This is a genomic window from Cellulomonas sp. JZ18, assembly GCF_009720485.1.
Lineage (GTDB): Bacteria > Actinomycetota > Actinomycetes > Actinomycetales > Cellulomonadaceae > Cellulomonas.
The window spans coordinates 1,296,606-1,316,268 of record NZ_CP045245.1; the positions used below are offsets into that span (position 1 = coordinate 1,296,606).

Here is a 19,663-nt window from a genome sequence, read left to right on the forward strand (position 1 = left end):
GAAGCTCGGCGGCGGGGTCCCGTCGGAGGGGGTGCGCGGTGCCACGGGACCTCAGCAGGTCGCGGTCACGTCGGCGGCGGTGAACGCCTCGCGACCGGGGGTCTTGGTCGGCGTCGGCGTGGGCTCGGCGACGGGTGCCTCGCCCGCCGGGGGCGCACCGGCGTCGGGCGCGGCGGGTGCGGCGGGGTCACCGGCGGCCTGCGGCGGGGTGGTGGCGACCGGCTCGGGGGTGCCCAGCATGGGGCGGTCCGCGGCGATGTTCGCCCAGAGCTCGTCGGCCGCCGACGTCCACTCGACGCGGTTCTTGTCGCTGCGTGCGGGCGCCCACGGCACCGTCGTGAACGTGATGTTCTCGCGGGTGATGCCGCGCAGGCTGAACGCGAGACCCGTGAGGTCCGTGACGGCGATGTCGGTGGTCACCGACTGCGTGGCCGCGCTGAGGAACTGCAGGAGCTGCCCCGCGTCCGTGAGCAGGTTCTTCGAGAGCACCTCGTTGGCGAGGTTGGCGATCAGCTGCTGCTGGCGACCGGCACGCATGATGTCGGACCCGTCGAGTCCCGTGCCGTGCCGCGCGCGGGCGTACTGCAGGGCCGTGGTGCCGTCGAGCCGGTGCAGGCCGGCGGTGATGTCCAGGCCCGTGTAGCGGTCCTTGATGTCGTTCTCGATGCACATCTCGACGCCGCCGACCGCGTTGATCATGTTCTGGAAGCCCGCGAAGTCGACCACGACGATGTTCGTGAGCGGGACGCCCGTGTTCTCGACCACCGTGCTCCACGTGCACGCCATCGCGGACTCGATGTTCTTCCCGGTGTCCCACCCGAGCGCGAAGGCCGCGTTGAACTGGCCGTGCCGGGGCTTGGTCGTCGTGCCGTCCGTCATGGTGCAGGACGGGATGTCGACGAGCGAGTCCCGGGGGATCGACACCAGCTCCACGCGCGTACGGTCGGCCGAGATGTGCACGAGGATCGTCGTGTCGGAGCGCATGCCCTCCTCGTCGCCGCCGATGGCGCCGTTCTCGCCGTCCCGCTGGTCCGACCCCAGGACGAGGATGTTGACCGGCTGCCCGGCGCGGGCGTCCGTCGGGTCGGGCGCGTCGGTCGGCGTCGGGGCCGCGGCGACGAGGTCCGACAGGTCGACCCGGTCGACGTTGCCGTTCAGGCGCGCCGCCACGGCCACGCCGCCCGCCGCCCCGAACACGAGCACGCTCGTCGCCACGAGCGCGACGCCGCGCAGCACGCCGTGCGCGCGGAGGTTGCGGGCGTGCCGGGGCGCACGACGGCGTCGAGGGGCGGCGTGGCGGGATGTCACGTGTCAGATGGTAGGAGCGCGTCGGCGTGCAGCGGGGCAGCCCCCGCAGGAGCACCGTGAATGATCTGTGCAGATGCCCGGACGGCAGCTCGGCGCGTCAGCGGCCGAGGACGGCGTACCTCGCCTCGGTGGCGTCCTTCTGGGGGCGCCACCACGCCTCGTGCCCGCGGTACCACTCGATGGTCGCCTCGAGGCCGTCGCGGAACGTGGTGTAGCGCGGCTCCCAGCCGAGCTCGGTGCGCAGCTTCGTCGCGTCGATCGCGTAGCGCAGGTCGTGGCCCGGGCGGTCGTTGACGTGGTCGTACGCGTCCGCGGGCTGGCCCATGAGCTCGAGGATCAGCTCGATGACGCTCTTGTTGTCCTTCTCGCCGTCGGCACCGATGAGGTAGGTCTCGCCGAGGCGGCCCTTCTCGATGATCGACCACACCGCGGAGTTGTGGTCCTCGACGTGGATCCAGTCGCGGACGTTCTCGCCCGTGCCGTACAGCTTGGGGCGCACGCCGTCGATGACGTTCGTGATCTGGCGCGGGATGAACTTCTCGACGTGCTGGTACGGCCCGTAGTTGTTCGAGCAGTTGGAGATCGTGGCGCGCACGCCGAAGCTGCGCGCCCACGCCCGCACGAGCAGGTCGGACGAGGCCTTCGTCGAGGAGTACGGGCTCGACGGGTTGTACGGCGTGTCCGGCGTGAACTTGGCCGGGTCGTCGAGCTCGAGGTCGCCGTAGACCTCGTCCGTCGAGATGTGGTGGAACCGCACGTCGTGCCGGCGCACGGCCTCGAGCAGCTGGTACGTCCCGATGACGTTCGTGCGCACGAACGGCCACGGGTCGTGCAGGGAGTTGTCGTTGTGCGACTCCGCCGCGAAGTGCACGACGAGGTCGACGTCCTTCACCAGGCTGTCCACCACGTCCGGGTCGGCGATGTCGCCCTTGGCGAAGACCACCTTGCCGTCGACCGGGTCGAGGCTGCGCTCGTCGCCCGCGTAGGTCAGCGCGTCGAGCACGGTGACGTGGACGTCCGGGCGCTCGCGGACGGTCTGGTGGACGAAGTTGGAGCCGATGAAGCCGGCTCCGCCGGTGACGAGCAAGCGCATGCGGGCCTCTCCCTGGCGGTGGTGTCCCAGTAGCCTAGCGCCGGGACCGACGGGCAGGGGTGCACGTGACGCCGGTACCGGACGGTGGTCGGGTAGCCTCCGAGATCGGTCGCGTCCGCGGCCTGCGCTGCTGCGGACGTCGTGGTCCACGTGCCGTGCCCACGCCCGCGCCGACCGATCAGCCGAGGAGAAGGTTCCCCGTGTCTCGTTACAGCACGACCGTCGACCCCGCCGCCCGCAACTCCAGCCAGGTCCTCGCCCTGGAGCTCACCGGCGCGGACAAGGACGTGCTGGACGTCGGCTGCGCGAGCGGCGACCTCGCGCGTGCGCTGCGCGAGCGCGGCTGCCGGGTGAGCGGCGTCGAGCTCGACGCGGCGGCGGCCGAGGAGGCCCGCCCGCACCTCGAGCGTCTCGTCGTCGGCGACGTGGCGACGCTGGACCTCGCCGCCGAGCTCGACGGTGCCACCTTCGACGTCCTCGTGCTCGGGGACGTCCTCGAGCACCTCGCGGACCCGGCCGCCGTGCTGCGCCGGTGCCTGCCTCTGCTGCGTCAGGACGGCGACGTCGTGATCTCCGTCCCGAACGTCGCCCACGGGGCGCTGCGTCTGGCGCTCCTGCAGGGCCGGTGGCGCTACACCGAGACCGGTCTGCTCGACGGCACCCACCTGCGCTTCTTCACGCGCGAGTCGCTGCTGCGCCTGGTGTCCGAGGCCGGGCTGGAGGTCGTGGAGCTCTGGGGGACGGTCATGGACCCCCTCGGGTCGGAGGTCGAGGTCGACGAGGGCGTGCTGCCGGACGGGGTGGTCGACTGGGTACGCCGCCAGGAGGACACCGCGGTGTACCAGTACGTCGTGCGCGCCCGCCGGGGCAGCGGCGACGTCGTGCCGCCGCTGCAGCTCGCGGTCGCGCCACCGGTCGTGCCTCCTGCCGAGGACCCCGAGCGGTCGCTCGCGGCACAGCGCCAGGCGGCGTGGGACGCCGAGCGGGCGGCCCTCGTCGCCGAGGTGCGCGAGCTGCGGCACACCGTGATGACGCTGCGCGACCAGGTGGTCGGCGCGCAGGCGCAGGCCGGCACGGCGGAGGCGAGGGCGCACCGCGCGGAGGTGCGCGGGCGTGAGGCGCTCGAGCACGCCGAGGCGCTGCTGGCGTCGCGGTCGTACCGCCTCGGCCAGCTCGTGATGCGCCCCGTCGCCCGCGTCGTGCGGGGTGGCGGGCAGTGAGTGCGGCGCCCCGGATCTCGTTCGTCACACCCGTCTACGACCCCCCGCTCGAGGCGCTCACCGCGTGCCTCGACTCGGTCGGTGCGCAGGGGATCGCGGACTGGGAGCACGTGCTGGTGGACGACTGCTCCACGGACCCCCGTGTGCGGGAGCTGCTGCGTCGCCGCAGCGCGCAGGACCCGCGGGTCAAAGTCGTCGAGCGCGCCACGAACGGCGGCATCGTCGCGGCCTCGCAGGACGCGCTCGAGGCGGCGACCGGCGAGTTCGTCGCCTTCCTCGACCACGACGACCGGCTCGCGCCGGAGGCGCTGCGCGTCCTCGCGGCGCCCATGGCCGACCCCGAGGTCGACTACATCTACACGGACGAGGACAAGGTCGACGAGACGGGCCGGCGGTTCGACGCGTTCCGCAAGCCGACGTGGTCGCCCGAGCGCCTGCGGCACCAGATGTACACCGGGCACCTGTCCGTCATGCGCGCGTCGCTCGTGCGCGAGGTCGGCGGGATCCGCACGGGGTTCGACGGCTCGCAGGACCACGACCTCGCGCTGCGCGTGACCGAACGGGCACGCGCCGTGGTGCACGTGCCGCAGGTGCTCTACCACTGGATGACCGTGCAGGGCTCGACCGCCGCCGACCCGGGGGCCAAGCCGTACGCGTGGGAGGCCGGGCGGCGCGCCGTCGCGGAGCACCTCGAGCGCGTGGGCATCGCGGGGACGGCCGAGCTCGGGCCGGTGCCCGGCACCTACTGGGTGCGCCGGGCCACCCCGGACGTCCGCGTGAGCGTCGTGATCCCCACCCGCGGCGGCGCCGGCATGATCTGGGGCGAGCGGGCCGTGCACGTGGTCGAGGCGGTCGCGTCGGTCATGGCGACGACGACGGTGCCCGTGGAGGTCGTCGTGGTCTACGACACGGTGACCGAGCCGTCCGTGCTCGACGCCCTGCGCGACCGCTGCGGCGACGCGCTCGTCCTCGTGCCCTACGACGAGCCGTTCAACTTCAGCCGCAAGTGCAACGTCGGGGTCGCCGCGGCCCAGGGGGACGTCATCGTGCTGATGAACGACGACGTACGGCTCACGGAGCCGGGGTCGCTGGACCAGCTGGCCGCGGCCGCGCTGGAGGACGGTGTGGGGGCCGTGAGCTGCCGCCTGCTGTTCGAGGACGGCCGCCTGCAGCACGGCGGGCACGTGTACGAGCACGGCGACTGGCACCACGTGCTGCTCGGCGCGGGACCCCAGGAGCACGGCCCCTTCGCGGGGCTGCACGTCGGCCGGGAGGCGTCAGGGGTGACGGCGGCGCTCGTCGCGGTCCGACGCGACGTCTACGTCGAGGCCGGGGGGATGGCCGAGCAGCTGCCGGTCAACTTCAACGACGTCGACTTCTGCTACAAGGTGCGTCACCTCGGCTACCGGATCCTCTGGCTGCCCGAGGTCACGGCCTATCACTTCGAGTCGCAGACGCGGACGCCGTCCGTGCACGCGTGGGAGGTGTCGTTCGTGCGGCACCGCTGGGGCGTCCCGGTCGAGGACGTGTACTTCCCGGAGGGCAGCCACTTCTGAGCCGTCCCGCGACGGCGCGCGTCGTGAGCGGCACGGGCCGCGGCCCCCGGGGAGGCCGCGGCCCGTCCCTCACATCTTGTTGAACGAGGCGTCGACCGCCACCGGCCCGCGCGAGCGCTCGGCTCCCTCGACCGAGAACTCGCCCGCCACGGGGACGGTGTGCAGCTCGTCCCCGTTCGGCGTCGTGAGCGTCGTGCGGACCGCGTACTCGCCGGGCGCGAGGGGCAGACCGGGGAACCCGAACACGAAGTGCTGGGTGCCGTCGAGCGCGACCGGGCCCGAGTCGAGCATCGAGCTGGTGGTGGAGTAGAGCGTCAGCCCCAGGGGCGTCGTGATGGCGACGCCGATCTCCGCCGCCTCGACCCGGGTCTCGGCACGGGTCTCCATGGCGACGAGAAGGGTGCCGCCGGGCTCGATCGTCGGGTGCTGCTCGTCGCCCTCCGGCGTGCGCAGCGAGATGCCCGTGAAGACGGCCTTCGGGGTGCCGGCCCCGCCCGCGCTGCGTGCGGACTCCTCCTGCCGGTGCGCCTCGAAGTCCGCGCGGAGCTTCTTCAGCCCCTCCCGCGCGCTGCCGTCGGCGACGACCTGCCCCTGCTCGAGCACCACCGCGCGGTCGCAGAACTCCGCCACCTGGTCCAGGCCGTGCGTCACGAGCACGATCGTGCGGCCCTCGCTCTGGAACGTGCGGATGCGCTCGAGGCACTTGCGCTGGAACGGCTCGTCGCCGACCGCGAGCACCTCGTCGACGAGCAGGATGTCCGGGTCCACGTGGACGGCCACGGCGAACGCGAGCCGCACGTACATGCCCGACGAGTAGAACTTCACTTGCGTGTCGATGAACTGCTCGATGCCCGAGAAGTCGACGATCGCGTCGAAGTAGCGGTCGATCTCCGAGCGCGACAGGCCGAGGATCGACGCGTTGATGTAGACGTTCTCGCGGCCGGTGAGGTCGGGGTGGAAGCCCGCGCCCAGCTCGAGCAGAGCCGCGAGCCGGCCGCGCACCTGGACGGACCCGCGGTCGGGCAGCAGGATCCCGCTGACCATCTTCAACAGCGTGCTCTTGCCGGAGCCGTTCGGGCCGATCAGCCCGACGGTGGCGCCCGAGTGGATCTCGAGGTCCACGTCCCGCAGGGCCCAGAAGTCTTCCTTGTAGGTGTTCGACCGCTGGCGGTTGACCACGCGCTCCTTGAGCGACTTGTCCTTGCGGATGACGAAGCGCTTCGAGACGTTGTCGACGCGGACGACGACGGGCCTGCTCATCACAGCTCCTGAGCGAAGTTGCCCTGGAGGCGGGCGAAGGCGCGCTGCCCGACCCAGAGCAGGACGAGACCCACGGCGAGCACCACACCAAGGCGCGCAGTGAGGTCGGGGGGCACGGGCTGGCCGTCGCCGGCCACCCAGAACGTCTGCTGGAAGCCGAGCACCGCCAGGGTGATCGGGTTGGTGAGGTACAACTGCTCGACCAGCGGGCCGACGTTGTCCTGCACGAGGCGCCAGGGGTACACGATGGGCGACGCCCAGAACAGGAGCGTGAGGGCCACCTCGACCAGGTACTGCACGTCCCGCAGGTAGACGTTGGCGGCGGACAGCAGCAGCCCGAGGGCCGTGCTGAACGTCAGCAGCACCGCCACGGACAGGGGCAGGTACATCCAGCGGGTGCCGCCGGGTACCTGCTGCGCGACGACGGTGGCGCCGAGCAGGATCACGAGCTGCACGAGGAAGTTGAACCCCGCCGAGCCGACGGCCGCGAGGGGAAACACCTCGCGCGGGACGTAGACCTTCTTGATGAGCCCGGCGTTCTGCACGACGGACACCGTCGAGGAGCTCAGCACCTCCGAGAAGAGCGTCCAGGCGGTGATGCCGCAGTAGATGAAGATCGCGAACTGCGGCGTGCCGCGTGCCGCACCGAGGAACTGGCCGAGCGCGACGTAGTAGACGAGCAGCATCGTCAGGGGACGCACCAGGCTCCAGACGAACCCGAGGGTGCTGTCCTTGTACCGGGACTTCAGCTCGCGGCGCACCAGGTGCGACAGCAGCTCGCGGTGCCGGACGATGTCGCGCAGCGACGCGACCGTGCCGCGGAAGAAGCCCTGACGCGTCCCGGAGTCGCGGAACGGGAGCGCGGACAGCTCCTGAGCGCGGACATCGGCAGGCGTGGTCATGGGACCTCTCGGGGGTCGGGGCGGGTGGACCGGGGGACCGGCCAGAGAAGGCTACCCGCCGTCGGGTCCTGGTCCGGCCGGTCCGCGAGGGTCGTCGCGGACCGGCCGGGGGACGCGCGTCAGGACGTGACGACGTCCCGGCAGCCGAGCAGCGTGTGCGGTCCCGCACCGGTGTTGATGGCGTACACGCACACGCTGTGCCGACCCGGTGCCACCGTCCGCGAGTGCCCGAAGCCGCGCGTGGCGGTGGTTCCGTACGCGGCCGCGACGTCGGCACGCACGAGGTCGGCCCGCAGCGCGGTGCCCACCCCGTCGACGTAGACGTGCACGTCGGTGGGGTCGCTCGTGTCGGGGTCCCAGGTCCAGCCCGAGACGTCGATGCGGTCGCCCGTCGCCTGGACCTGCTCGAGGGAGCCCACGGGGGTGCGTCCGGGGTCGGTCGGCGGGACCTCGACGTCGCGGCACCCCAGCAGCGTGTGCGCGCCAGGTCCGGTGTTGATCGCGTAGACGCACACGGTGTGCCGCCCCGGGGCCGCGGTGCGGGCCTGCCCGAAGCCCCGCGTCGCCGTCGTCCCGTAGGCGGCGGCGACGTCACCACGCGTGAGGTCGGCCCGTGCCACCGTCCCGACGCCGTCGACGTAGACGTGCACGTCGGTGGGGTCGCTCGTGTCGGGGTCCCAGGTCCAGCCCGAGACGTCGATGCGGGTGCCGGTCACCTCGACCGACTCGAGGGCACCCACAGGGCTGAGGCCGCGATCGGGCACGCGGACCTCGACGTCTCGGCAGCCGAGGAGGGTGTGCGGTCCCGCACCCGTGTTGATGGCGTAGACGCAGACGGTGTGCCGACCGGGGCCGACCGTGCGCGAGTGCGCGAACCCGCGCGTGGCCGTCGTCCCGTACGCGGCCGCGACGTCGGCGCGGGGCAGCTCGGCGCGCGTGGCGGTGCCGGCGCCGGCGACGTACACGTGCACGTCCGTCGGGTCGCTCGTGTCGGGGTCCCAGGTCCAGCCCGAGACGTCGATACGCGTGCCGGTCACCTGGACGGACTCCAGCGCGCCGACCGGGCTGAGCCCGCGGTCGGGTGCCACCGCGTCGACGTCGCGGCACCCCAGGAGCGTGTTGGCGCCGCCGCCCACGCCGATCGCGTACACGCAGACCGTGTGCCGGCCCGGGGTGACGGTGCGCGAGTGCGCGAACCCGCGGGTGGGCGTCGTGCCGTACGCGGCCGCGACGTCCGCGCGCGGGAGGTCGGCCCGGGCCGCGGTGCCCACCCCGTCGACGTAGACGTGCACGTCGGTGGGGTCGCTCGTGTCGGGGTCCCAGGTCCAGCCCGAGACGTCGATGCGCGTGCCGGTCACGTGGACGGACTCGAGGGCTCCGCGCGGGGCCTGGTCGACGACCGTCACCTGCGTGCAGCCGAGCAGCGAGAACGGCGCGCGGGAGACGCCCATCGAGTAGACGCACACCGAGCGCACGCCGGGCGCCGCCGGGACGGTCGCGCGGAAGCCGTGCCGGTCGCCCATGCCGAAGGCGGCGGCGATGTCGGGCCGCACCTGGTCGGCCACGACCCGCGTCCCGACACCGTCGACGTACACGTGGACCTCGTTGCTCGTCGAGGTCGCGGGGTCCAGTGCCCACCCGGAGACGGTGACGGACGAGCCGGTCGTCGTGACGGACTCGACCCGGCCGGTCGGGTCGCCGGCGTCGGGCCGGCCGAACCAGTCCGTGTAGTAGGACCAGAAGTTGCGGTTGCCGTACGACGAGCACGCGTCGCCCGTGCCGTAGCCGGCGGCGAGGGCCGCGGCGTTGGGCTGGTACGGCGTGTAGTTGTAGAGGCTCGCCGTCGCCTGGTTCGCGATGAACACGGGTGCCGAGCCGCAGGCCGCGTTCGGGTGGAAGCGCACGTTGACCGTCACGCCCGGCCGGTGGGCGTACCGGGTGGGGTTGAGGGCGTAGCTGTTGAACTGCCAGGCGGCCTGGTACACCTGGTTGAAGAAGCCGTAGTACCGCGCGTCGCACGCCGCGGTGTCGGGGCAGCCGAAGCCCATGGCGGACCGGTAGCGCGTCGCCGTGAGGGACGAGCCGCTCGCGGTGACGAGCCCCTGCTCCTTCTGGAGCGTCACCAGGAGCACCCGCGGGCTGATGGAGCAGGCCACGGCCACCTTCGTGATGATCTGGGCGGCGGTCTCGCCCGCCGCCCCCTGGTAGGCGCCGCGGCAGCGGTCGTCGGCGGGGCGCGAGGTCGTGTCGAACCGCGCGTGCCGCAGGCAGGGGGTGCCGTCCGGTCCGGGCACGCACGACGGTGCCCGTGCGTCGAGGAACGCCTGCACCTGCGCGGCGGTCATGGCCCCGGCGTCGGTGAACGCGCGGTCGGTGATGATCAGTCCCGGGTCGAAGCGCGACAGGTCCGCGGCCCTCGCCTCGGTGGACGGCACCGTGACGAGCGCCAGCAGCGCGAGGACGGCGAGGACGGTGCTGGTGCCGCGGCGCAGGACCGTCGGGGGACGGCGGGACGGCGTGGTGCTGACGGTCACGGGATCTCCATCGGCGTCAGGCGGGCCTCGCCTGAGGTGGTCGGGGACACGTAACGGACCGAGCCCGTCCAGGTGCCCGGTGCGAGACGGTCACGCGCGACCGACATGAGCCCGCAGCTGGTCGTCGACGCGTCGGCGAGCGCGGGCTGGGAGGTGCGCGCGGACGCGCCCCCGGGGCCCTCGAGCGTGAGGGTGCACTCGCCGCCCTGCTCGACGACCGACACGTACGCGCTGACCTCGACCGCGGCGGTGCCGGGCTGCCACTGCGCGGAGGTGACCACGACCTCAGCCGTACCGGGCGCCGCCGGGGGCACGGCGCCGGGGTCGGCCGGGACCGGCTGGTCCGGAGCCGTCGGGGCAGCGCCGGGCGCGGGGACGTCGGCGGTCGCGGACGGCGTGGCCGTCACGGTGGGGGCGGACGTGCGCGACGCGGTCGCGGACGGCGAGGGCCGCTGGGCGGTGCCGTCGACGCAGCCCACGAGCACCAGGACGACGGCGACGGCCGGGACTGCGGCGCGCCACCCGCGCGGAGGACGGGCGTGTCGCGACGACGTCGCGACACGCGGGCTGTTGACCTGCACCTGGCCTCCGATCGTCCAGCACTGACGCGTGTCATGATCACATGTCATCGCGTGCGCGCCGTTGCGCCACGTCCGGGGGGACCAACGGGAGTGAACGTGCGAGCTGTCGTCCTGCTCGTCGCGGCGTCCGTCGCGCTGGGGTCCGTCCCCGGCGCGACCACCGCGGCCGGACCTGACCCTGCAGCCGTCCCGGGCGGCGCTCTCGCCCCCGCCGGCACTGCGCCGTCGCGTACTGCGCCCGGGCCCGCCACCCGGCCGGTCCTCGAGGAGGTGCCGCTCGCGGGCGTCGACCCGGCCGCGCTGCCGGACCTGCCGGACGAGGCGGCCGCACTCGTCGCCGAGGAGGCGGTGGTCCCGGTGGTGCCGTCGTCGGTGCCGCAGGGCGGGCACCCGGCCACCGACCCCGCGCCCGGCGACACGGGGCGAGCCCCGGCCGAGGGCGGCGCGGCCGGTACGCCGGACGAGGCGCCGGACGAGGGGACGGGGGTGCGGGCCGCGGACGAGCCGGCGGCCGCCGACGCCCTGGCCGCGGCCGCGTCGACGGCGGACGACGCGGCCGAGATCGAGACGGAGAACGCGGCGGAGAACGAGATCGAGGGCGCCGCGGGGCCGGTGAGCAGCCCGCGGCGCCGGCCACGGCCGCCCGCAGCGCCGCTCCGGTGCCCACGCCCGACGTCCTGACCGACGAGATGGACACGCGCGAGTTCAGCGTTCTCGGCTTCACGTGGGACCCGGGGCCGACCGACGTGACGGTCGCCTTCCGGGTCCGCGAGGCGGGGGAGTGGTCCGACTGGCAGCCGGTCGGCGGCGGTGACGTCGTGCCCGACGCGGACTCGCTCGACGCCGCGCGCAGCACGCGCGCGGGCACCGACCCGGTGGTCACCACGGGCGCCGACGGGCTGCAGGTCTACGCGGACTCGCCGACCGGCGCCGTGACCGGCCTGCGTGCGGTGCTCGTCGACCCGGGCGTGCTCCCGCAGGACTCCGCGGACGCCGTCGCCGCCGCCACCGTCGCGGTGCCGGGCCAGCCGGCGATCGTGGAGCGCGCGGGGTGGGGCGCCGACGAGTCGCTGCGGCCCTGCCAGCCCGACTACTCGCCCGCGATGCGGGCGGTCGTCGTGCACCACACCGCCTCCGCCAACGGCTACTCCGCCGACGCCGTGCCCGGCATCATCCGCGGCTTCTACGCCTACCACGTGCAGAGCCGGGGCTGGTGCGACATCGGCTACAACGTCCTCGTCGACCGGTTCGGGCGCGTCTTCGAGGGACGCGCGGGCGGTCTGACCTCGACCGTGGTGGGGGTGCACACCGGCGGCTTCAACAGCCGCACCGTCGGGGTCGCGGCGATCGGGGACTACGGGTCGACGGGCGTGCCGGGCGCGCTGCTCGACGGCCTCGTGTCGGTCATCTCCTGGAAGGCGGCGATCCACAACATCCCCGGCGACCAGCAGGTGACGCTGGTGTCCGGGGGCGGTGACACCAAGTTCCCCGCGGGCACGCCGGTGTCGTTCCACACGATCTTCGGCCACCGCGACGCGCAGTACACGTCGTGCCCCGGGCAGAACCTGTACGACCTGCTGCCCACGATCCGCGCCCGCGTCGCGGCGGCCGCGAACGCCGCCGTCGCCGCGACGCCGGTGGGCAACTGGGAGCAGCTCGACACGACCCCCTCGTCGCTGACGGTCTCGGGGTGGGCGCTCGCCCGGGGAGACACCTCCCCGCTCTCGGTCGTCGTGCGGGTCGACGGACGGCCCACGACGATCACGGCCGACCAGGACCGTCCGGACATCGGTGCCGCCTACCCGGGTTCCGGCAGCAGGCACGGGTTCGCGCTCACGCTGCCCCAGACGCCGGGGCGCCACGTCGTCTGCGTGGAGGTCGTCCGGCCCGGCGGCGTCGGCGTGGTCGCGCTCGGCTGCCGCACGGCGGACGTCGTCAACCGCGCCCCGCTGGGCGCGGTCGACGTGCTGCGCCTGCAGGGCAGGACGCTGCAGGTGTCCGGCTGGACGTTCGATCCCGACACGCGCGAGTCCACCAGCGTCCACGTCTACGTGGGCGCACGGGGTGCCGTCGTACCCGCGGACCGCTCGCGTCCGGACGTGGGCGCCGCCTACCGGCGCGGCGACCGGCACGGGTTCGAGTACACGACGACCGTGCCTGAGGGCAGGCACACCGTGTGCGTCTACGGCATCGACTCCGCGGGCGGCCCGCCGACGGTGCTGCGCTGCACGGACGTGCAGGTCGGGGCTTCGCCGGTCGGCGCCCTGGAGGCCGTGACGCTGCAGGGCACCACCCTGCGGGCGAGCGGGTGGGCGTTCGACCCCGACGACGACGGCCCCGGCACCGTGCACCTCTACGTCGACGGCCGGGGCACCGCGCTCACGGCGGACGTGGAGCGCCGGGACGTCGGCACCGCCTACGGACGCGACCCGCGCGTCGGGTTCACCGCGACCAGCACGGTCGGGGCCGGCCGGCACGAGGTGTGCGCGTGGGCGATCGACTCGGGCGGCGCGCCGCCCGTGGCGCTCGGGTGCCGCACGGTCGAGGTGCGCGACGCCGCGCCCGTCGGGGTGCTCGAGTCGGTGAACGTCTCGGGTCGGTCCGTGGTCGTGCAGGGCTGGGCGTTCGACCCGGACTCGGCAGGCCCGACCAGCGTGCACGTCTACGTCGGCGCGACCGGGGTCGCCGTCGCGGCGGACCTGCAGCGCACCGACGTGGGGACGGCGTACGCGCGTGACCCGCGCACCGGCTTCACCGCGACCGGCGCGCTGCAGGTCGGCGCGAACTCGGTGTGCGCGTACGCGATCAACACCGGTGGTGCACCGCACGCGCTGCTCGGGTGCCGCGAGGTGGTCCTGCGGGACGCGCCGCCGGTGGGTGCGCTCGAGCGCGTCGAGTGGGTGGAGCGCTCCGGCGGCGCGGTCGACGTGTGGGGCTGGGCGTTCGACCCCGACCTCCCGGGTCCGACCGACGTCCACGTCTACGTGAACGGCCGCGGTATCGCACGGGCTGCGACGTGGGAGCGGACCGACGTGGGTCGCGCCTACGGGCGCGACCCGCGCGTGGGCTTCTACGTGGCGGTCCCGGTGGCCCGGCGCGAGCCGCAGGAGGTCTGCGTCTACGCCATCAACGGCTGGGGTGCGCCGCACACGTCGCTCGGCTGCCGCGTGGTGGTCGGGTGACGGACCCGGTGGAGCAGCGGGGCGCGCCGTCCCTGGCGGCCACCGCGCCGCTCGCGGTCGCCCTCACCGTCGAGCAGTGCTGGCAGCCGGTCCCGGGCGGTTCCGGGACGTACATCGCCGAGCTGGCGCGTGCGCTGCGCGGCGTGCCCGACGTCGCGCCGGTCGGCCTCGCGGCACGGCACGACGCGGCAGACGTCCCGGCCGTCCCGCCGGGCCTGCCCGTGCGGCACGCCACGCTGCCGCGCGCGCTGCTGTACGAGGCGTGGAACCGGACGCGGCGGCCGCGGGCCGAGGCCACCGTCGACGTGGAGGTCGTGCACGCCACGACGTGGGCGGTGCCCGGTACCCGCCGGCCCCTCGTGGTGACCGTGCACGACCTCGCCTTCCTCCGCGAGCCGGCGCACTTCACGCGGCGCGGCAACGCCTTCTTCCGGCGTGCTCTGCGCGTGGTGCGCGACGAGGCCGCGCGCGTGGTCGTGCCGTCCCGCGTGACGGCGGACGAGTGCGTCGCGGAGGGCATCGAGGAGTCGCGGCTGGTGGTCGTCCCGCACGGGGTGCGCGCCGCCGTCGTCGACGGCGAGGCGCGTGCCGCATGGCGGGCGGGGACGGGCGTCACCGGGCCCTACGTGCTGTGGTGCGGCACGCTCGAGCCGCGCAAGAACGTGCCCGCCCTGGTGCACGCCTTCGCGCGGGCCCGGGCCGCCGGCGAGCTCGCCGACCGCACGCTCGTACTGGTGGGTCCCGCGGGCTGGGGCACGGCGGGTGCGGAGGTCGAACGTGCCCTGGCGTCGCTGCCGCCGGGAGCGGTGCGGCTGCTGGGACGGCTCGGGGACGCAGACCTGCAGGTCGCGTACGCCGAGGCCGAGGCGTTCGCCTTCCCGTCCCTGCGCGAGGGGTTCGGGATGCCCGTGCTCGAGGCGATGGCTCACGGGGTCCCCGTCGTCACGTCCCGTGCCAGCGCCATGGCCGAGGTCGCCGGCGGTCTCGCCGAGCTCGTCGAGCCGACGGACGTCGACGCCCTCGCGGCCGGGCTCGTGCGCGCGTGCGCGACCCCTGCGCCCGTGCGCGAGCGCATCCGCGCCCACGCGGCCGCGTGCACCTGGGAGGCGAGCGCGCAGGCGCACGCCGCCGTCTACCGGTCCGTCAGGCCCTGAGCCCGCCGCTCGGCGCGGGCGGTACGAGCAGGCGCTCGACCTCCGCCCGCGTCACGCGCGCCCGCCGGCCGATCGTCCGCCGGCGCGCGAGCATCGCCGGTAGCAGGCGCACGTACGACGCGAGGACGCGCAGGCGGACGCGGACCTCCCCTCGGGACCCGTGCCGGCGCAGCGCGACCGACGCGGTCGTGACGACGAACCGCAGCACGGCCGCCACGGCGCGGCGCGCGGTCGCGTCCTTGGTGAGCAGCAGCAGGCGGTTGCGCCAGTCGTGGAACCGGAACAGGTCGCTGCCCTCCCGCGTGGACGCCGCGTGCTCGTGGTGCAGCACGGCGTCCTGCGCGTACTCGACCCGGTAGCCGGCCAGGCGCAGCCGCCAGGACAGGTCGGAGTCCTCGTAGTAGAGGAAGAAGTCCTCGTCGAACAGTCCGACGTCGCGCAGCGCGTCCGTCCGCAGCGCCACGCCCGCCCCGCAGAACCCGAACACCTCACGTGGCGGGTGGTGGCCGTCGGCACGCGCGAGCCACCCCCGGTCCACCCCGTAGCCGTCGGTGCGCAGCACGTTGCCGGTCGAGTTCACCAGCAGCACGTCGCCGGCCGGGTCGGCCACCCAGCGCCCGTCGGGACCCACGACTGCGCTCTCCCCGTCGGCGGCCGGGCGGAAGCGGTCGGCGAGCAGGACGCGGCCGGTGACGGCGGCGACCTCGGGCGCCGCCGCCCGCAGGTGCCCGACGAGCCGCGCGACGAACGTGGGCTCCGGCACGGCGTCGTTGTTGAGCAGCACGACGACGGGGGAGTCGACCGCTCGCAGCGCGAGGTTGTTGCCGCCGGCGAAGCCGCGGTTGACGTCGGAGACGACGACCTGCACCTCGGGGTGCGCGGCGTGCACGGCCTCCGCCGTCCCGTCGCGGGAGTCGTTGTCGACGACGACGACGTGCATGCGCAGGCCGTCCAGCTCCTGCCGCGCCAGGCCCTCGAGGCACCGCAGGACGAGAGCGCGCGCGCGCCAGGTGACGACGACCACCGTGACGTCGGCGGTCGCGACGCCGTTCACGCGGCCGCCCGGACGTACGCCTCGACCGTGCGGTCCGCCGTCGCCGCCCAGGTGAAGCGGCCGGCCCACGTGCGGCGCGCGCTCCGGGCGGCCTCGTCGTCCGGGGCCGCCAGCACGTTCAGCAGTCCCTGCGCCAGGGCGTCCACGTCGCGCGGGTCCGCCAGCACCGCGTGACCGCCCGCGACCTCGCGCAGCGCCGGGACGTCCGCGGCGAGGACGGGCCTGCCCGCGGCGAGCGCCTCGAGGACCGGCAAGCCGAACCCCTCGTCGAGCGACGGCAGGGCGAGCGCGCGGGCGCCGGCGACGAGGTCGTGCAGCTCCCGGTCCTCCAGCCACCCGGTCGGTACGACGTGCGGGACGTCGTCGGGCGGGGCGCCGCGCCCGGCGGGCCCCGCGAGCACGAGCGAGAGGCCCGCCACCTGCGCGGCCCGGAAGGCGGCGAGCAGGCGCGGCAGGTTCTTGCGGGGACCGAGCGCGCCGACGAACAGCACGTAGTCGCCCGGGATCCCGTGCGCGCGGCACCAGTCCGCGGTGGGTGGTGCGGCCCGCGACCAGGCGGGGTCCACCCCAGGGGAGTGGCGGTGGTGCGGCCGGCGTCGAGGCCGTAGTGCGCCCGCACCTGCGCGGCGACGTGCTCCGAGGGCGTCAGCACGTGGGCACCCCGGTCGAGGGCCCGCGGCACGAGCCGGCGGTAGGCGAGGTCGGCGGGCGCCACCGTGTCGGCGTGGTGGACGTACGTCAGGTCGTGCACCGTGACCACCTCCGCCGCGCGTCGGGCGGGCGGCGAGACGAAGTTGGTCCCGTGGAAGACGTCCGTGCGCCCGACGAGGGCCTCCACGGGCGGGAACGCGGCGGTGCCCCACGCGCTGCGCAGGGCGCGGGCCGGCGCCGGCGGGCCGACCTGACGCACGCCCGGGGGCAGGTCCGTGAGGCGGTGGCCGCGCATCGTCCAGGTCGACACCCGCAGGTCCGCGTCGAGGCCCGCGCGCCGTGCCGCGGAGGGGAGCTCGGCGAGCAGGTGGGCGGCGTACCGGCCGATGCCGGTGCGGGGCCCGAGCAGGGGCGTGGCGTCCAGGGTGATCCGCACGCCGCGATGATCCCACGGCGGCGCGGACCGCCTGTCCCGGCCGGGGGTGCACGTGGTCCGACTAGACTCGCGCGTCGGCGTCCCGGTGCCGGCAGGTCGAGGGACCTCCTCGGGGCGGCCAGGACGGAGGACCGGTGAGCCGATCGCCCAAGCAGGAGCCCGCGGTGCGCCCCGGCGTCGTCTCGGTGGTGGTCGTGAACTACCGCGGCGCGGACGACACCATCGCCTGCGTGCGCGGCCTCGGCGAGCTCGACTGGCCCGCGGACCGCCTCGAGGTGATCGTGGTGGAGAACGCGTCGGGGGACGACTCGGCCGAGCGGATCCGGGCGGCCTGCCCGGACGTGCTCCTCGTCGAGGCGGGCTCGAACACCGGTTTCGCGGGCGGCTGCAACCTCGGCGTCGCGCACGCGAGCGGCGAGTACGTCGCGTTCCTCAACAACGACGCGCGTCCCCATCCCGCGTGGGTGTCCGCCGCGGTCGCCGTGCTCGAGACCGAGCCCGACGTCGGCGCCGTCGCCAGCAAGGTCCTGGACTGGGAGGGCGAGCGGATCGACTACGTCGACGGGTCGCTCACCTGGTTCGGCATGGGGTACAAGCGCGAGGTCGAGGACGTCGACGACGGGTCGCACGACCGGCCGCGGGACGTGCTGTTCGGCACGGGGGCCGCCATGTTCGTGCGTGCGGCGCTGTACCGCGAGGTCGGCGGGTTCGACGAGCGGTTCTTCATGTTCTACGAGGACGTGGACCTGGGCTGGCGCCTCAACCTGCTCGGCCACCGGGTGCGGTTCGTCCCCGGCTCCCTGGCGTACCACAAGCACCACGCGACGATGGACAAGTTCGGCAGCTACCGCGAGAGCTACCTGCTCGAGCGCAACGCGCTGATGTCGCTGTACAAGAACCTCGACGACGCCTCGCTGGCGCGTGCCCTGCCCGCCGCGATGGCGCTGTCGGTGCGCCGCTCGGTGGCGCGCACGGGCACGGACGCGACGGTGCTGGACCTGCAGCGCAGCCCCGGCGGCGAGGACGAGGACACCCTGACCCTGCCGAAGATGGCGCTGACGGGTCCCTTCGCGATCGACTACCTCGTCGAGCAGATGCCCGGCCTCGCCGCCACCCGCGCGGAGCTGCAGACCCGCCGGCGCCGCACCGACCGCGAGCTGTTCCCGCTGTTCCGCCGCGCGCTCGAGCCGGCGTACCCGCACCCGGCGTACGTGCGCGGTCACGACGCGCTCGTCGAGGCGTTCGGCATCGCCGGGCACTTCGTGTCGCGCCTGCGGGTGCTGGTCGTGACGGGGGAGCCGCTCACCGAGCGCATCGCCGGCCCGGCCATCCGGGCCTGGGAGATCGCCGCCGCGCTGTCGGCGGACCACGAGGTGCGGCTCGTGTCGTCGCGCGGCGCGGAGGTGAGCGACCCGCGCTTCTCGGTCGAGCACGTCCGGCCCAAGGAGCTGCGGCAGGTCACGGACTGGGCCGACGTCATCGTCTTCCAGGGCTTCCTGCTCGACGGGGCGCGCTGGCTGCACCGCAGCAAGCAGATCCTGGTCGCCGACGTCTACGACCCGATGCACCTCGAGCAGCTGGAGCAGGCGCGCGACCTCGGGCCCGAGGGGCGCCGCGCGCAGGTGCGCGCGGTCACGCAGGTGCTCAACGACCAGCTGCGGCGCGCGGACTTCCTGCTCTGCGCGTCCGAGAAGCAGCGCGACTTCTGGCTCGGCCAGCTCGCCGGCGTCGGGCGGGTGAACCCCGCGGTGTACGACGAGGACGCGTCGCTCGACAACCTCATCTCGATCGTGCCGTTCGGCATCCCCGACGAGCCGCCCGTGCAGCGACGCCACGCCATCAAGGGCACGGTGCCCGGCATCGGTCCGGACGACAAGGTCATCCTCTGGGGCGGCGGCATCTACAACTGGTTCGACCCCCTCACGCTCGTGCGTGCAGTCGCGCGCCTCGCGCAGTCCCGCCCCGAGGTGCGCCTGTTCTTCCTCGGGACGAAGCACCCGAACCCCGGCGTGCCGGAGATGCAGGTCGCGTACGAGACGCGACGTCTGGCGGACGAGCTCGGCCTGACCGACCGGGTCGTGTTCTTCAACGACGGCTGGGTGCCCTATGCCGAGCGCGCGGACTACCTGCTGGACGCCGACGTCGGCGTGTCCACGCACTACCAGCACGTGGAGACCGCCTACAGCTTCCGGACCCGGATCCTCGACTACCTCTGGGCGGGCCTGCCCGTCGTGGCCACCGACGGTGACGCGTTCGGCGAGCTGGTCCGCGAGCGCGGGCTCGGCGTCGCCGTGCCGTCGGAGGACGTCGACGCGCTGGTCGCCGCGCTCGACCGGATGCTCTTCGACGAGCCGGCCCGGGACGCCGCCCGTTCCGCGGTCGCGGCGATCGCGCCCGAGTTCGCCTGGTCGCGGACGCTCGCGCCGCTCGTCGAGTTCTGCCGGTCGCCGCGCCGGGCGGCCGACCTCGCGGCGGAGCTCGGCGAGCCCGAGCCCGAGTCGAGCGTCCCGCCGCCGCCGTGGGGCGGTGTGCGGGGTGACATCGCCCTGCTCCGGCAGTACCTGGAGGACGGCGGCGTGGCCGAGGTCGTGCGCCGCGCGTCGGGCCGCGTGCGCCGGGTCGTCGGGCGCTGACGCCGGGCGGGGCGGCCGCGCACCGGCGCCTATGCTGGGCCGCGGCCGCCGCGGCCCCTCGTGCGTGCCCGGCGCCACCACCACGACCCCGAGCGGAGA

Annotated in this window: 14 protein-coding genes and 1 pseudogene; 6 read left to right on the top strand and 9 right to left on the bottom strand. The window is 74.4% G+C overall.

Annotation, left to right across the window (positions count from 1 at the left end; all coding sequences use genetic code 11):
• Nucleotides 1-51 precede the first annotated feature (51 nt).
• Together GC089_RS05970 and rfbB are read right to left on the bottom strand one after the other, a co-directional pair.
• Entirely contained in the window at nt 52-1,308 is a 1,257-nt protein-coding gene (locus tag GC089_RS05970; protein ID WP_230685100.1) for an LCP family protein, read from the bottom strand.
• A gap of 97 nt (nt 1,309-1,405) precedes the next feature.
• A complete protein-coding gene (gene rfbB, locus GC089_RS05975) occupies nt 1,406-2,401 on the bottom strand; it encodes a dTDP-glucose 4,6-dehydratase (protein WP_155376861.1) in 996 nt (331 codons plus the stop codon).
• Nucleotides 2,402-2,601: 200 nt separating this feature from the next.
• Between rfbB and GC089_RS05980 the strand changes: the two genes are divergently transcribed.
• Nucleotides 2,602-3,621: a class I SAM-dependent methyltransferase gene (locus GC089_RS05980; protein ID WP_196250839.1), complete on the top strand. Its 1,020-nt coding sequence runs from the start codon at nt 2,602-2,604 to the stop codon at nt 3,619-3,621.
• Complete coding sequence (locus GC089_RS05985; protein WP_155376863.1) at nt 3,618-5,177, top strand: glycosyltransferase; 1,560 nt, start codon at nt 3,618-3,620, stop codon at nt 5,175-5,177. The genes GC089_RS05980 and GC089_RS05985 overlap by 4 nt, the downstream gene beginning before the upstream one ends.
• 69 nt (nt 5,178-5,246) lie before the next feature.
• Here the strand turns inward: GC089_RS05985 and GC089_RS05990 are convergent, their stop codons facing one another.
• The 4 genes from GC089_RS05990 to GC089_RS06005 form a co-directional block, all read right to left on the bottom strand.
• Nucleotides 5,247-6,437, bottom strand: coding sequence for an ABC transporter ATP-binding protein (locus GC089_RS05990; protein ID WP_155376864.1), 1,191 nt, complete (start codon nt 6,435-6,437; stop codon nt 5,247-5,249).
• Nucleotides 6,437-7,339 carry an ABC transporter permease gene (locus GC089_RS05995; RefSeq protein ID WP_155376865.1) on the bottom strand — a complete coding sequence of 301 codons (903 nt, stop codon included), beginning with the start codon at nt 7,337-7,339 and terminating at the stop codon, nt 6,437-6,439. The genes GC089_RS05990 and GC089_RS05995 overlap by 1 nt, the downstream gene beginning before the upstream one ends.
• A gap of 119 nt (nt 7,340-7,458) precedes the next feature.
• A complete protein-coding gene (locus GC089_RS06000; protein WP_155376866.1) occupies nt 7,459-9,873 on the bottom strand; it encodes a hypothetical protein in 2,415 nt (804 codons plus the stop codon).
• Nucleotides 9,870-10,154: a hypothetical protein gene (locus GC089_RS06005; RefSeq protein ID WP_155376867.1), complete on the bottom strand. Its 285-nt coding sequence runs from the start codon at nt 10,152-10,154 to the stop codon at nt 9,870-9,872. Before GC089_RS06005 ends, GC089_RS06000 begins: the two co-directional genes overlap by 4 nt.
• A gap of 396 nt (nt 10,155-10,550) precedes the next feature.
• On the opposite strand from GC089_RS06005, the gene GC089_RS06010 reads away from it, so the two are divergent.
• Genes GC089_RS06010 through GC089_RS06020 form a run of 3 tightly spaced genes read left to right on the top strand, consistent with a single transcriptional unit; the run spans nt 10,551 to nt 14,790 of the window.
• Complete coding sequence (locus GC089_RS06010) at nt 10,551-11,135, top strand: hypothetical protein (protein ID WP_155376868.1); 585 nt, start codon at nt 10,551-10,553, stop codon at nt 11,133-11,135.
• A complete protein-coding gene (locus tag GC089_RS06015; RefSeq protein WP_155376869.1) occupies nt 11,114-13,636 on the top strand; it encodes an N-acetylmuramoyl-L-alanine amidase in 2,523 nt (840 codons plus the stop codon). The genes GC089_RS06010 and GC089_RS06015 overlap by 22 nt, the downstream gene beginning before the upstream one ends.
• On the top strand, nt 13,633-14,790 hold the full coding sequence (locus GC089_RS06020) for a glycosyltransferase family 1 protein (protein WP_230685101.1): 1,158 nt from the start codon (nt 13,633-13,635) through the stop codon (nt 14,788-14,790). Before GC089_RS06015 ends, GC089_RS06020 begins: the two co-directional genes overlap by 4 nt.
• On the opposite strand, the gene GC089_RS06025 is transcribed toward GC089_RS06020, so the two are convergent.
• From GC089_RS06025 to GC089_RS19945, 3 genes and pseudogenes are all read right to left on the bottom strand, one after another.
• Nucleotides 14,780-15,844: a glycosyltransferase family 2 protein gene (locus GC089_RS06025; RefSeq protein WP_196250840.1), complete on the bottom strand. Its 1,065-nt coding sequence runs from the start codon at nt 15,842-15,844 to the stop codon at nt 14,780-14,782. The genes GC089_RS06020 and GC089_RS06025 overlap by 11 nt on opposite strands.
• On the bottom strand, nt 15,841-16,410 hold the full coding sequence (locus GC089_RS18935) for a glycosyltransferase family 1 protein (RefSeq protein ID WP_230685102.1): 570 nt from the start codon (nt 16,408-16,410) through the stop codon (nt 15,841-15,843). Before GC089_RS18935 ends, GC089_RS06025 begins: the two co-directional genes overlap by 4 nt.
• A 62-nt stretch (nt 16,411-16,472) precedes the next feature.
• Nucleotides 16,473-16,931, bottom strand: a pseudogene (locus tag GC089_RS19945) (glycosyltransferase family 1 protein); the annotation flags it as partial.
• Between the two features lie 134 nt (nt 16,932-17,065).
• Here GC089_RS19945 and GC089_RS06035 point away from each other — a divergent pair.
• Entirely contained in the window at nt 17,066-19,564 is a 2,499-nt protein-coding gene (locus tag GC089_RS06035; protein WP_196250841.1) for a glycosyltransferase, read from the top strand.
• Nucleotides 19,565-19,663 lie beyond the last annotated feature (99 nt).